We start from the raw sequence: 14260 nt of genomic DNA on the forward strand, positions 1-14260 counted from the left end.
CGAGGATCAGGTCGGGCAGGCGCGCGACGGTGCCCGCGACCCCGGTGGTGTCGTTGCGCCAGCTGCCGTCGCCGAGGTCGAAGGTTCCGGTGTCGCCGTCGCTGAACGCCGAGGTGGCCTCGGGGACGGTGATCGCCGGCAGCCCGGAGTTCACGGCGTTGCGGAAGAACAGCGAGTTGAATTCCTCGGCGACCAGGCCGGCGACGCCGAGTTCGACGAACAGCGCCGCCACCGGGCGTGACGAGCCGAGCCCGAAGTTCTTGCCGGCCAACACGATATCGCCGGGGGAGACGTCGTCGGTCCAGCCGGGCCGCACCTCGTAGAAGATGTGCTTGGCGGCCTCGGCCGGATCCATCTTCATGGCGAACGCCGGATACATGGCGTCGGTGTTCAGGTTGTCGCCGAACACCCATACCTTGCCGCTGAAGCGCAGTGTCATGCGGTCACACTCCTCGGGTCGCTGATGTAGCCGGTGACCGCGGATGCGGCGACGGTGGCCGGGGAGGCCATAAAGATTTCGGCCTCGTTGCTGCCCATGCGCCCGGTGAAGTTACGGGTGCTGGCCGTGATGCAGACCTCGCCGGGCCCCACCACACCCATGTGGTAGCCGAAGCAGGCGCCGCAGGTGGAGTTGGTGACGACGGCGCCGGCGTCGGCGAGGTCCTGAAGGTAGCCGCGACGCATGGCCTCGCGGTACACGGCCTGGGACGCGGGCGTGATCAGCAGCCGCACGCCCGGCGCAACGGTCTTGCCGCGCAACACCTGCGCGGCAATCTGCAGGTCCTCGAGTTGTCCGTTGGCGCAGGAACCGATGAAAGCCTGATCGATTTTCTGTCTGCCCAATCGTGATACCGGCGATCCGTTGCGGCTGACGGTGCCCGGCCGCGCCACGTACGGTTCCAGCGCCGCCAGGTCCACTCGCCGCACGTCCTGATAGGCGGCATCGGAATCCGGTGAGACGGCCTCGAATCCGGTGACGCCGCGTTCGGCGAGGAACGACGCCAACACATCGTCGGGCTCGAATGTGCTGAAATCGGCCGACACCTCGGCGCCCTGCGTCGCGATGGTCCGCCGGTCGTGCATCGGGATGCCGGCCAGGCCGGGCCCGCCGAATTCGAGGTTCTGATTGGGCGCATCGCCGTACTCGTTGGCGATGTGCAGGAAGATGTCCTTGCCGCTCACCACGTCCGGCTTGGCGCCGTCGAATTCGTAGCGGATCGTCGGCGCGACCTGGAACCACGTGGAACCGGTGCACATGATCGAATAGATCTCGGCGGGACCCAGGCCACGGGCGGCGGTGTTGTACGCGCCGGCCGCACAGGTATGAGAGTCGGTGCAGGCCAATACTTCTCCCGGGCGCGCCAAGCCGTTCTCGGCGATCACCTGATGGCAGATGCCGTGGCGGCCGACGTCGTAGAAGCGCTCGATGCCGAAGTCGGCGACGAAGCTGCGGGCGTGCTGACCGCCCTCGGCGTCCTTGATGGTCGGGGCGGGCACGGCGTGATCCATGATCACCGCGAGCTTGTCGGGATCGTGAATTCGGTTGGGCTGTATCCACATGGTGCCGAACTGCAGGTCGATCAGGACGGTCATGTCCACGTCGACCACGACGGTGTCACCCGGGGCCACCGAGTCCAACCCGGCCTTGCGGGCGAAGATCTTTTCGATGACGGTCATGCCCATGAGCGGTCCCCGATCTGTGCGTACTTGTCGTCGAGCGCCCGCCATTGCGCCATGCCCACCAGGTTGAAGAAGTCTTCCGGGGAGCTCGGCAGCTGGGCGGCGAGGTCGGTGCCGTTGAGTTCGCACAGGCTCTGCAGCATGGCGAACGTCGTCTGCATCAACAGATTGCTCGGATGGATGGCGATCGCGTAACCCAACTCCTGCAGGCGCGACGCCGACTGCAACGGTGTGAGGCCGCCGAGCACCAGGTTGATCAGCAGGGGGGCGTCCACTTCGGCTGCGATGCGCTCGATTTCGCCGACGTCCTGCGGCGCCTCGACGAAAATGATATCGGCCCCGGCTTGTGCGTACCGGTTGGCGCGCTCGATCGCGGCGTCCAGCCCGAGTGGGCCGCGCGCGTCGGTGCGGGCCACCACCAGCAGGTTGTCGTCGGATCTGGCATCCAGTGCGGCCGCCAGCGTCCGTTCGAACACCGTCGCGTCGACGACCTGCTTGTCCGGCAGGTGCCCGCAGCGTTTGGGAAATACCTGGTCCTCCAACTGGATGGCGGCCACCCCGGCCGCGTCGTAGGAACGGACGGTGCGCACCACGTTCATGGGTCCGCCATAGCCGGTATCGGCGTCGGCGATCAGCGGGACGTCGCCCAGGGCGTCGGTGACCATCGCGACCCGATCGGCCATTTCCGTCGCGGTGACCAGACCGATGTCGGGCAGTCCGAATCCCGACGCGGCCACACCGGCGCCGGTCAGATATGCCGCGACGTGTCCGGTCCGTCTGGTCAGGTGTGCCGATATTCCGTCGAAAACGCCCGGCGCGACGATCAATTCGCGCTTGTTCAACAATTCTTTGAGCCGAGAGCGGGCCGGTGTTGTCGCCATCCGAGTCCTTTCAGTCCAGTGCGCCCGCGACGGGGCCGGCGAGCACATCGATGAGGTTGTTGATGTCGGTCAGGTCGTCGAGCCCGGTCACCGCGCGCTCGATCGCCGCGGCGCGGCCGCGACTGGTGACCCGGTCGGCCAGGGCGTGGAACTTGGCCACCAGTTCGTCGTTGGTGACCGGATCGTCGGGCGCGCCGTGCGGCAGGGCGACGCGCGCGCGGTGCACGGTTCCGTCCCGGGTGGTGACCGCGAGGTCGGTGCGGAACTTCTCGGTGATGCCGGCGTCGGCCAGCGATTCGTCGAGGTGCACCGTGGTGGCCGCGATCAGTGACCAGATGTCGTCGGCATCAAGGCGCGCGGGGGTGAACTGTTCGGGCAGCACGTTGCCGTCGAGCAGCGCGGCCGCGGTGGCGTACCCGATGTTCATCTGGGCCCCGATCGGAGGGAGCGGGCGCTGCGACTGCCACCACCCGTGCTTGTACACGGTCTCCCCGACGGTGATGTCGACCGACGAGATATCTTCCGGTGCAATCGAATTCCGCAATTCCCGGGCGGCGTCGATGGCGCCGTGCAGCCCACCCATCGCCGCATAGGATTTGACCATGATGACGGTGGTCTCCCAGCGCTGGCCGAGCTCGCCGGTCAGCGCCGCGGCATCCGGGTTGTGGCCCTCACCGAAAACGCTGAGGAAGCCGCCGTATTCGCGCTCGAACACCCGCTTGATTCCGGTGTAACCGCCGGCCGCCAGACCCGCAGCGTAGAAGCCGTTGCGGGCGGCCAGGCCGTGGTGCATGCGTTTGCTCATCGCTTCGTATTGAGCGGCCATCAAACCCGCCGACTGGGTTGCGGCCAAACCCAGGGCGTCCTCCAGCTGCGCCGGTGGCAGGCCGCGCAATTTGCCGGACGCCATTGCCGCCGAATGGGTGCCGAAGACGGGTCCCGAATGCCATCCGCGGTCCAGCATTTGGGTGCCGTGCAGGGTGTAGCCGACGCGTGGACCCACCTCGAACCCGACGATGGCCGCCAGTGCCAGGTCGGCCCCGGTCGTCGGCACCGGGCGTGTCGACGCCGTCGACAGCAGCGCCGGGATGAGCAGCGAGCAGCTGTGCAGCGGGGCCAGCGGATGGAAATCGTCGAGTTCGAAACCCTGGATGAACGTGCCGTTGAGCACCGCGGCCGCGGGCGCGCTGGTCCGCTGTCCGGTGCCGATCACGACGCTGTCGCCGGATCCCTCCAGACCCAGCACGGCGTCGGTGGCGACGCGCGACCACGGTAGTTGGGCGCCCACCAGGGCGCAGCCGACGCCGTCGAGCAGGAGGTGTTTGGCACGCTCGACGACGGTGGGCGGGACGTCGTCGAGCGTGAGATCGGCGACCCAGGTGGCCAGGCGCCCGGTCGGTCCGGCCGGATCGGTGGCGGCCCGCTGCTGCACCGCTGTCATCGCGACCCCCTCGGGCTAGTAGACGTCTGGGTAGTTGTTATATGTTTATAACAACTGACGCGGTCGCGCAAGGGAGGCGGTGTGGAAGCATTGGGCACCGTGCAGCAGCGCAGCGACAAGGCCGGCCCGGTGTCCGCGGCCGCCGGTGTGCCGTTGCACCGGCAGCTGTTCCTGGTGCTGCACGACGAGATCGACCGCGGGGTCATCGCCCCCGGCGAGGCGTTGCCTACCGAGCAGACGCTGTGCGATCAGTTCGGGGTCTCCCGCATCACCGTGCGCCGCGCGCTGGCCGACCTTGCCGAACAGGGCTACATCGAGCGCAGGCAGGGTGTGGGTTCTTTTGTACGCCAACATGATCCGGCCGACGTGCCCGCGAGTCGCTCATACCTGCAAGAACTGCGTCAGACCCAATTCGAAACCGAGGTCGAGGTCGTCGAACTGGGCACCCGGCCGCCCCCACGGGTGGTCGCCGAAACCCTGCGGCGCGGCGGCGATCTGCTGCACATCGTGCGGGTGCGGCGGCAACGCAGGACCGGTGAGCCGTTGCTGGTGACCGACGCTTGGCTGCCCCCGGAGCTGGCCCCGGTGCTGACCGAGGCGGCGTTGCGGCGCGCGCCGCTCTACGAGCTGTTGTCCGACAATGCAGTCACGGTGAACCGGGTGCGGCACGAGATCACGGCCGAAATCGCGGGTCCGCGCAACGCGCACCTGCTCGACATGCCGATCGGCGCCGCCGTGTTGCGGGTCAACCGCCTCGTGTACGCGGCCGACGCACCGCATCACTACCTGTCGGGCCTACTGTCGCCGAGCCGAAGTCGTGTGCTGCTCAGCCAGTCCGCCGACGAGCTCGAAACCGGCGACGGCCTGCGAATCGCCCACGATGTCGGCGGGCGCAGCGGCTAGGACGCGCCCCGCAGCGCCTTGTCGATCGCCTGGGCGTCCGGCGCGCAATCACCGGCGCCGGCGACAAGGGTCGCCAGCGCACCCGCTGCGCAGGCTCGCTGCAACGCCAGTCGCCGCTGATCCGCCGAGCCGGGGTTGGGTGGCCAATTCGCGGCCAGGACGCCGGCGAACACGTCACCGGCTCCGGCGGTGTCCACCGCGGCCACCGTCGGGGCCGGTACCGTGTATTCGCCGTCCGCGCCAACGTAACGGGCGCCGTGCGCGCCCAGCGTCACGACCAAATGTTCTGGGCGCCAGGGCCATTCGTCGGCCTCCTCTTCGTTGGTGATCACCACGTCCGCCGCGGCCGCCAAGTCGCCCAACGAGCCGGGATCCTGGCCGGCCGGCGAAGCGTTCACGACGACGACCGCTCCGGCCGAGCGCGCGTGGTGCGCGGCCGCGACGGCCGTGGGCACCGGAATCTCGAGCTGGGTCAACATCACATCGCAGTCGCCGACGACCGAGCGGGCACGCTCGTCGCTGAGCGTGAAGCGGCCGTTGGCGCCCGCCGCCACCACGATCGTGTTCTCGGCGTTGGCGTCGACCACCACGATGGCCGTGCCGCTGGGTCCGGGGATTTCGACGGCCCCGTCGAGCCTGACGCCATTGGCCTCGAGGTGCGAGCGCAGTCGGCCCGCGGCCGCGTCATCGCCGAGCGCTCCGACGAACTGCACCGTCGCGCCCGCGCGCGCCGCCGCCACCGCCTGATTGCCCCCCTTGCCGCCGGGGGTGTGCGTCAACGACGACGCCAAAACCGTTTCGCCAGGCCGTGGAAGGGCGTCCACGCCCAACGACAGATCGAGATTCACGCTGCCCACTACACAAACGCGTGTCATGCCGCCGACGTTAGTCGGGCCGGGATGCCAAAGCACACCGGGGCGACCGGCACTTTCGACGCCGAATCGCGTCCTGGCAAACGCCGAATATCTCGATGTCCGCGCGATATTCTGCTGCGTTAGGGGTGCAGGATCGAACGAGAAAAGGGCAGGCGATTGACCACGAGCGAGCTGACGGACGCCGAACCCCATACCGATACCGGTCCGGCCCAACCGGCCGCAAAGCGCGTGCGGCAGCGCGCCCTGGCCCGCTTCCGGTTCGGTATCCAGTCCAAGATCTTGATCACGATGCTGCTGTCGAGCATTTTGGGTGTGGCGGTGATCGGCCTCATCGGCGCCGTGTCCGGCCGTAACGCGTTGCGCCAAGTCGAATCGGAACGGTTGATCGAGTTGCGCGAGTCGCAGAAGCGGGCCGTACAGGCGCTGTTCCGGGAGGTCTCGAATTCGCTGATCGTCTACAGCGGCGGCTTCAGCGTCAACGAGGCGATGACGACGCTGACCACCGGATTCGGTCAGCTGGGCAACGCCACGATCACGCCCGCGCAACAACAGTCGCTGGTCAACTATTACGACGACGACATGATCAAACCGATCAAGCGGATCACCGGGGACACCATTGACATCAGGGCGGTCCTGCCAAGTTCCAACGCGCAGAAATACATTCAGGCTTACTACACCGCCGCCCCCCGGCCGGGCCCCGACGGCCTGCCCGTCCAGGACGCCGGTGACGGCAGCGCATGGTCGACGGCCAACGCCCGCTTCGACTTCTACATGCGCGGCATCGTGACCCGGTTCGACTATCAGGACGCGCTGTTGCTCGACATGCAGGGAAATGTCGTCTACAGCGTGATGAAGGGGCCCGATCTGGGCACCAACATCCTCACGGGCCCCTATCGCGAATCCAAGCTGCGGGAGGCATACCAAAAGGCCTTGGCGTCCAACGACCTCGACTTCGTCTGGATCACCGACTTTCAGCAGTACCAGCCGCACCTGGACACCCCCACGGCGTGGGTGGTGTCACCGGTCGGCATGAACGGCAAATTCGAAGGCGTGATGGCGCTGCCGGTTCCGGTCGCGAAGATCAACAAGATCATGACCGCCGACAAACGCTGGGACGCCGCCGGGATGGGCCCGGCGACCGAGACCTATCTGGCGGGCCCCGACGACCTGATGCGTTCCGATTCGCGGGATTTCATCGAGGACCCGAAGGGCTACCGGCGCCAGGCGATCGACGCCGGCACACCACCCGATGTGGTGGACCGAGCGCTCCGGTTGGGCAGCACCACCCTGGTGCAGCCGGTCGACACGGCCGGGCTGCGCGCCGCCCAGCGCGGCGAGACGGGGGTGGTCAGCGCCACCGACTACACCGGCAACAGGGAATTGGAAGCCTATGCGCCGCTGAGTATCCCCAATTCCGACCTGCACTGGTCGATCCTGGCGACGCGCGACAACTCCGATGCGTTCGCCCGGCTCGGCAGGTTCAGCAAGACGCTGGTGGTGGCGGTCGCCGCGATGATCTTCGCCATCTGTGTGGCCTCGATGTTCGTCGCGCAGGCCGCGGTGCGACCGGTCCGGCGTCTCGAGGAAGGCACCCGCAAGATCAGCTCGGGTGACTACGAGATCAATATCCCCGTCCGGCGCCGCGACGAAATCGGGGATCTCACAGCGGCTTTCAACGAAATGAGCCGCAACCTGGCCATCAAGGAAGAGCTGCTCAACGAGCAACGCCGGGAAAACGACCGCCTGTTGCTGGCGCTGATGCCCGAGTCGGTGCTGCGGCGCTATCGCGAGGGCGAGGAGACCATCGCCCAGAAACATCAGGACGTGGCCGTCATCTACGCCGACATCGTCGGCCTCGACGAGATTTCCAGCGACGTGCCGGAAGACGAATTGGTCGCGACCGTCAACGATCTCTTCCGGCAATTCGATTCGGCGGCCGAAGCCCTTGGTGTCGAACGGATTCGGACGTTCCACAACGGATATCTGGCCAGTTGCGGGGTGGTCACGCCCCGGCTGGACAGCATCCACCGCGCCGTCGACTTCGCCCTGGAAATCGGTCGCATCATCGATCGGTTCAACAGCCAGGCGGCACACCAGCTGGGGCTGCGTGTCGGCGTCAACACGGGCAACGTGGTCAGCGGGCTGGTCGGCCGGTCCAGCCTGGTCTATGACATGTGGGGCGGCGCGGTCAGCCTGGCCTATCAAATGCACAGCGGCGCACCGCAACCGGGCATCTATGTCAGCTCGCAGGTGTACGAGGCGATGCGAGATGTCCGGCAGTTCACCCCCGCCGGCACGATCTCCGTCGGCGGTACCGACCAGGCCATCTACCGGTTGCAGGAGCGCTGATGAACCTGTTCAACTCGTCGTGGTTCTATTGGGCGATCGGCATCGCGGTCGGGTTGCCACTCGGGTTGATCGCGCTCACCGAGCTGCACGACGCGCTGCTGCGCAGGAACAGTCCGCTCGCCAGGCAGGTGAGCCTGCTGCGCAACTACCTGCTGCCGCTCGGTGCGCTGTTGTTGCTGCTGGTCCAGGCCTCCCAGGTCCCCGCCGGCGACGTTCCGGTGCGCGTCCTCACCACGGTTTTCGGTCTGCTGGTGCTCGTCCTCGTGCTGTCCGGCCTCAACGCCACGATGTTCGAAGGCGCGCCCGAAAAGAGTTGGCGCAAAAGGCTACCCGGCATCTTCCTGGACTGCGCGCGGTTGGTGGTGATCGGCGTCGGCCTGGCGGTGATGTCGTCCTACATCTGGGGTGTGCGGATCGGCGGCATCTTCACCGCGCTGGGCGTCACGTCGGTCGTCATCGGTCTGATGTTGCAGAACTCCGTCGGCCAGATCGTGTCGGGCTTGTTCATGCTGTTCGAGCAGCCCTTCCGCATCGACGAGTGGCTGGACACCGGCACCGCGCGCGGACGGGTGGTCGAGGTCAACTGGCGGGCCGTGCACATCGATACCGGCAGCGGGATTCGGGTCATGCCGAACGCGATGCTCGCCGGCAATGCGTTCACCAATCTGAGCCGCCCGCCCGGCACCCACAAGCTGGCGGTGACGACCACGTTCTCCACCGTCGACCCGCCGGACCGGGTGTGTGCGCTGCTGTCGCGCATCGCTGAGGGGCTGCCCCAGCTCAAGGCCGGCAGCGTGCCGCGGACGGTCCCGGTGGGAGCAGGCGAGTACCGCACGACCATCGGGTTGAATTCACCGGCGGACGCCGGCGCCGCCAAGGCGATCTTCCTGCGCTGGGCCTGGTATGCCGCGCGACGGGAGGACCTGCACCTCGACGGCGCCGACGACGACTTCTCCACCATCGAACGGGTCGAGCATGCGTTGCACACGGTGGTGGCGCCGGCGCTGCGGATCGGCGCCGAGGAGCAGCGATCGCTGCGGTCCGCCGCGAGGATCGTCCGATACGGCGCCGACGAGGTGGTGGAGTACGCCGGCCAGGTGCCCACCACCATGACGTTCCTGGTCGCCGGGCGCGTCCAGCTGACCGCGACCGCCGATGACGGGTCGACGGTGCCGATCAGCACGCTGGTCGAGGGGTCGTTCCTGGGGCTGACGGCGCTGACCCGGCAGCCGAATCTGGCCAGCGCGTACGCGCTGGAAGAGGTGACGGCGCTGGAAATCGACCGGGAACACATCGAACACCTGGTGACGCGGGCGCCCCTGCTGCTGCAGAACTTTGGCAACATCATCGAGGAGCGGCGCAGCAAGGTGCGCAGCGCCGGGCGCGGTGAGCGGGTCGGGTAGTGGCGATCGCGAGCGCGGCGGTGCCGGGCGATGCGGGTCGCCACCGTCGGAGGTAGTGGCGATCGCGAGCGCGGCGGTGCCGGGCGATGCGGGTCGCCACCGTCGGTGGTAGTGGCGATCGCGAGCGCGGCGGTGCCGGGCGATGCGGGTCGCCACCGTCGGTGGTAGTGGCGATCGCGAGCGCGGCGGTGCCGGGCGATGCGGGTCGCCACCGTCGGTGGTAGTGGCGATCGCGAGCGCGGCGGTGCCGGGCGATGCGGGTCGCCACCGTCGGTGGTAGTGGCGATCGCGAGCGCGGCGGTGCCGGGCGATGCGGGTCGCCACCGTCGGTGGTAGTGGCGATCGCGAGCGCGGCGGTGCCGGGCGATGCGGGTCGCCACCGTCGGGGTAACGGGCCGCCTCACCCTGGCTTTTTTCGCCGGATACCCTGGTTCAATGAGTCTGCAAGCACCATCGCTTCCTGACTTGCGCCAGGAGGTGCACAACGCCGCACGCCGCGCCAGGGCCGCATCCCGTGTCCTGGCGTTGTTGCCGACGGTTGCCAAGGACCAGGCGCTGAGCTCCGCGGCCGACGCGATCACCGCCCACACCGAGTTGATCCTGTCGGCCAACGCCGAAGACCTCGAGGCCGCCCGGGCCGCCGGGACGCCCGCGGCGATGCTGGACCGGTTGGCATTGGACTCCAAGCGCGTTGAGGGCATCGCCGCCGGCCTGCGCCAGGTCGCCGGGCTGCCGGACCCGGTCGGGGAGGTGTTGCGCGGCTACACGTTGCCCAACGGGCTGCAGCTGCGTCAGCAGCGGGTACCGCTCGGGGTCGTCGGCATGATCTACGAGGGCCGGCCCAACGTGACCGTCGATGCCTTCGGTCTGGCGCTGAAGTCCGGCAACGCCGTGTTGTTGCGCGGGAGTTCGTCGGCGGCCCGGTCCAACCAGGCGCTGGTCCAGGTGCTGCGCGCCTCGCTGGTCAGCGAGGACCTGCCCGCCGATGCGGTGCAACTACTTTCGGCCGATGATCGCTCGACTGTGACGCATTTGATCCAGGCGCGCGGCCTGGTCGACGTAGTGATTCCGCGCGGCGGCGCGAGCCTGATCAACGCGGTGGTTCGCGACGCGCAGGTGCCCACCATCGAGACCGGCGTCGGCAACTGCCACGTGTACGTGCACGACGGCGCCGACCTGGACGTGGCAGAGCGAATCCTGCTGAATTCCAAGACCCGTCGGCCCAGCGTCTGCAACGCCGCCGAGACGCTGCTGGTCGACGTCGCGATCGCCGAAGAGGCGCTGCCCCGGCTGGTGAACGCCCTGCAAGACGCCGGCGTGACGGTGCACGGCGGATTCTCCAAGGATGCGCACGAGGACGACCTGCGCCGGGAGTACCTGTCGATGGACATCGCGGTGGCGGTGGTCGACGGCATCGACGCCGCGATCGCGCACATCAACGAGTACGGCACCGGACACACCGAGGCCATCGTGACCACCAATATGGCTGCGGCGCAAAAGTTTACCGACGGTGTTGACGCTGCCGCGGTGATGGTGAACGCGTCCACCGCCTTCACCGACGGCGAGCAGTTCGGTTTCGGTGCCGAAATCGGCATCTCCACCCAGAAACTGCATGCCCGCGGTCCGATGGGGCTGCCCGAATTGACCTCGACCAAATGGATCGCGTGGGGAGACGGACAGACCCGTCCGGTCTGATGCCCCGCGTGCAGCAAGTGCTTTAGGAGAACCGATTGTGAGTGTGCCCGCCCGGTCCAAGCCGTTGTTCGACGACATCGACGACGTCTCGCGGCGGTTGGCCGAGACCGGCTACCTGCCCGACACCGCCACCGCGACGGCAGTGTTCTTGGCCGACCGGCTCGGCAAGCCGTTGCTGGTGGAAGGGCCGGCCGGCGTGGGCAAGACCGAGTTGGCCCGCGCCATCGCGCAGGCCACCGGCTCGGGCCTGGTGCGCCTGCAGTGCTACGAGGGCGTCGACGAGGCCCGCGCGCTCTACGAGTGGAACCACGCCAAGCAGATCCTGCGTATCCAGGCCGGGTCGGGGGACTGGGACCAGACCAAAGACGACGTGTTCAGCGAGGAGTTTCTGCTGCAGCGTCCGCTGCTGACCGCCATCCGGCGCACCGAGCCCACAGTGCTGCTCATCGACGAGACCGACAAGGCCGACATCGAGATCGAGGGCCTGCTGCTGGAGGTGCTGTCGGACTTCGCGGTGACCGTCCCCGAGCTGGGCACCATCACCGCCGAGCGGACGCCGCTGGTGGTGCTCACCTCCAACGCCACCCGCGAACTCTCCGAGGCGCTCAAGCGTCGATGCCTGTTCTTGCACATCGACTTTCCCAGTCCCGACCTGGAACGCCGCATCCTGCTGTCGCGGGTCCCCGAGCTGCCCGCGCACCTGGCCGAGGAGCTGGTGCGCATCATCGGCGTGCTGCGCGGGATGCAGCTCAAGAAGGTCCCGTCGATCGCCGAGACCATCGACTGGGGCCGCACGCTGCTCGCGCTGGGCCTGGACACCATCGACGACGCCGTCGTGGCGGCCACGCTGGGCGTGGTGCTCAAACATCAATCCGACCAGCAGCGCGCGACCGGCGAACTGCGGCTGAATTAGGAGGTCTGCGATGGCCACCCGCCGTGTCCGACCCACCCGGCCGCTCGCCCCGCACGGGCTGCCGGGCCACCTGGTGGGATTTGTGGAAGCCCTTCGCGGAGCGGGGATTTCGGTCGGCCCCTCGGAGACGGTGGACGCCGGTCGGGTGATGGCGACGCTCGGCCTGGGCGACCGCATGGTGCTGCGCGAGGGCCTCGCGTGCGCCGTGCTGCGCCGCCCGGATCACCGCGAGACCTATGACGCGATGTTCGATCTGTGGTTCCCGGCGGCGCTGGGCGCACGCGCGGTGGTCACCGAGGAGGAGGCCGACGACTCGCGCGACGACGGCGCGTTGCCGCCCGACGATGTCGAGGCGATGCGCCAGATGCTGGCCGATCTGCTGACCGAGAACCCCGACCTCGCCGACATGGACGAGCGCCTGGTCGCGATGATCGCCCGGATCGTCGAGGCCTACGGCAAATACAGCTCCAGCCGCGGCCCGTCTTTCTCGTCGTATCAGGCGCTCAAGGCGATGGCGCTCGACGAACTCGAGGGCAAGCTGCTGGCCGGACTGCTCGCCTCGTACGGCGACGAACCCACACCCAGCCAGGAAGAAATCGCCAAAGCTCTTGCCGCGCAGCGCATCAGCCAGCTGCGTAAGCTCGTCGACGCCGAGACCAAACGGCGCACCGCGGAGCAGCTGGGCCGCGATCACGTCCAGATGTACGGCATCCCACAGCTTTCCGAGAACGTGGAATTTTTGCGCGCCTCCGGTGAGCAGCTGCGCCAGATGCGCCGGGTGGTGGCGCCGCTGGCCCGCACGTTGGCAACCCGGCTGGCGGCGCGCCGGCGGCGCAGCCGGGCGGGGACGATTGATCTGCGCAAGACGCTGCGCAAGTCGATGTCCACCGGCGGGGTGCCGATCGACGTCGTGCTGGCCAAGCCACGTCCGGCGCGCCCGGAACTGGTGGTGCTCTGCGACGTGTCCGGTTCGGTCGCCGGCTTCAGCCATTTCACCCTGTTGCTGGTTCACGCTCTGCGCCAACAGTTCTCACGTGTACGGGTGTTCGCCTTCATCGACACCACCGACGAGGTGACCCACATGTTCGGCCCGGAAGCCGATCTGGCGGTGGCGATTCAGCGGATCACCCGCGAATCCGGCGTCTACAGCCGCGACGGCCACTCCGACTACGGCAACGCCTTCGCGTCGTTCGTGCAGGCGTTCCCGAATGTGCTCTCACCGCGCACCTCGCTGCTGGTGCTCGGCGACGGCCGCACCAATTACCGCAATCCGGAGATCGAGCTGCTGAGTCACATGGTGACCGCCAGCCGGCACGCGCACTGGCTGAATCCCGAGCCCAGGCACCTGTGGGGCAGCGGTGACTCGGCGGTGCCGCGCTATCAAGAGGTCATCCCGATGCACGAATGCCGGTCCGCCAAGCAGTTGGCCGCGGTGATCGACCAGCTGCTGCCCGTATAGCCTCGGCACCGAAGCGCTCGCCGCATGGCCATATGCTCCACTGCGGCGGAGGGCGCTCATCTTCCCGGGCGCCGGTCGCGGTGCGTTGCCGGGCGCCCGCGGCGCGGATCACGACCGCCCGCACGATCTCAAGCACCCTAGTCATCAGGCCGAGCCACGAAACCGACGTCAAAATCGACCCCGACTTCGCAAGTGTGCCCGCCCAATCGTCATTGCAAGTCGTCAAGTGCAACGGCGACGATTAGGGCGAGTCGTACGTGCAGCACCCGTGACGAACAAAGGAGTTTCGCCAGTGCGGCTATGGCAACTGCCCGCGACCGAACTCGCCAGCTTGGTCCGATCGCGCGAAGTCTCGGCGCGCGAGGTCGTTGAGGCGGCCTTGGATCGGCTCGATGACGTCAACGGTGCGATCAATGCGGTGGTTGATCATCACCGCGACGAGGCATTGGCCGCCGCAGCCATGATCGACGAACGGCTGCGCCGCGGCGATGAGGTTGGACCGCTGGCCGGTGTGCCGGTAACGGTGAAGATCAACGTCGACCAGGCCGGCTACGCCACCACCGACGGCGTGACGCTACAGCGTGACCTCATCGCCACAACCAACAGCCCCGTCGTCGACAATCTTCTGAAGAGCGGTGCGGTGCTCATCGGCCGGACGAAT

At 67.8% G+C, this 14260-nt stretch carries 12 protein-coding genes; 7 read left to right on the plus strand and 5 right to left on the minus strand.

What is annotated here, in order from left to right; all coding sequences use genetic code 11:
- From A5659_RS18320 to A5659_RS18335, 4 genes are all read right to left on the minus strand, one after another.
- The coding region (locus A5659_RS18320) for a 3-isopropylmalate dehydratase (protein WP_067183239.1) at positions 1-439 on the minus strand (439 nt) is incomplete at its 3' end.
- The gene (locus A5659_RS18325) at positions 436-1683 is read right to left on the minus strand and encodes an aconitase/3-isopropylmalate dehydratase large subunit family protein (protein WP_067140868.1); all 1248 of its coding nucleotides are present in this window, start codon (positions 1681-1683) and stop codon (positions 436-438) included. The genes A5659_RS18325 and A5659_RS18320, both read right to left, overlap by 4 nt.
- Positions 1674-2561, minus strand: coding sequence for an oxaloacetate decarboxylase (locus A5659_RS18330; protein WP_067021838.1), 888 nt, complete (start codon positions 2559-2561; stop codon positions 1674-1676). Before A5659_RS18330 ends, A5659_RS18325 begins: the two co-directional genes overlap by 10 nt.
- A 10-nt stretch (positions 2562-2571) precedes the next feature.
- Positions 2572-4002 carry an MmgE/PrpD family protein gene (locus A5659_RS18335; protein WP_067140871.1) on the minus strand — a complete coding sequence of 477 codons (1431 nt, stop codon included), beginning with the start codon at positions 4000-4002 and terminating at the stop codon, positions 2572-2574.
- A 90-nt stretch (positions 4003-4092) separates the two neighbouring features.
- Between A5659_RS18335 and A5659_RS18340 the strand changes: the two genes are divergently transcribed.
- Complete coding sequence (locus A5659_RS18340; RefSeq protein ID WP_066867137.1) at positions 4093-4905, plus strand: GntR family transcriptional regulator; 813 nt, start codon at positions 4093-4095, stop codon at positions 4903-4905.
- Here the strand turns inward: A5659_RS18340 and A5659_RS18345 are convergent.
- On the minus strand, positions 4902-5780 hold the full coding sequence (locus A5659_RS18345) for a ribokinase (protein WP_067183242.1): 879 nt from the start codon (positions 5778-5780) through the stop codon (positions 4902-4904). The two genes, A5659_RS18340 and A5659_RS18345, sit on opposite strands and share 4 nt — an antisense overlap.
- A 156-nt stretch (positions 5781-5936) precedes the next feature.
- Here A5659_RS18345 and A5659_RS18350 point away from each other — a divergent pair, with 156 nt between their 5' ends.
- The 6 genes from A5659_RS18350 to A5659_RS18375 form a co-directional block, all read left to right on the plus strand.
- A complete protein-coding gene (locus A5659_RS18350; RefSeq protein WP_067183247.1) occupies positions 5937-8129 on the plus strand; it encodes an adenylate/guanylate cyclase domain-containing protein in 2193 nt (730 codons plus the stop codon).
- The gene (locus A5659_RS18355) at positions 8129-9532 is read left to right on the plus strand and encodes a mechanosensitive ion channel family protein (RefSeq protein ID WP_066877437.1); all 1404 of its coding nucleotides are present in this window, start codon (positions 8129-8131) and stop codon (positions 9530-9532) included. The genes A5659_RS18350 and A5659_RS18355 overlap by 1 nt, the downstream gene beginning before the upstream one ends.
- Positions 9533-9967: 435 nt before the next feature.
- The gene (locus A5659_RS18360; RefSeq protein ID WP_066867095.1) at positions 9968-11227 is read left to right on the plus strand and encodes a glutamate-5-semialdehyde dehydrogenase; all 1260 of its coding nucleotides are present in this window, start codon (positions 9968-9970) and stop codon (positions 11225-11227) included.
- 37 nt (positions 11228-11264) lie between these two features.
- On the plus strand, positions 11265-12140 hold the full coding sequence (locus A5659_RS18365; protein WP_007769847.1) for a MoxR family ATPase: 876 nt from the start codon (positions 11265-11267) through the stop codon (positions 12138-12140).
- A gap of 10 nt (positions 12141-12150) precedes the next feature.
- Positions 12151-13599 carry a VWA domain-containing protein gene (locus A5659_RS18370; protein WP_066867099.1) on the plus strand — a complete coding sequence of 483 codons (1449 nt, stop codon included), beginning with the start codon at positions 12151-12153 and terminating at the stop codon, positions 13597-13599.
- 292 nt (positions 13600-13891) lie between these two features.
- Positions 13892-14260: amidase family protein (locus A5659_RS18375; protein WP_255364650.1), on the plus strand; the 369-nt coding region annotated here is incomplete at its 3' end.

The sequence above is a fragment of the Mycobacterium sp. 1165196.3 genome (assembly GCF_001673415.1).
Taxonomy (GTDB): Bacteria; Actinomycetota; Actinomycetes; order Mycobacteriales; family Mycobacteriaceae; genus Mycobacterium; species Mycobacterium europaeum_A.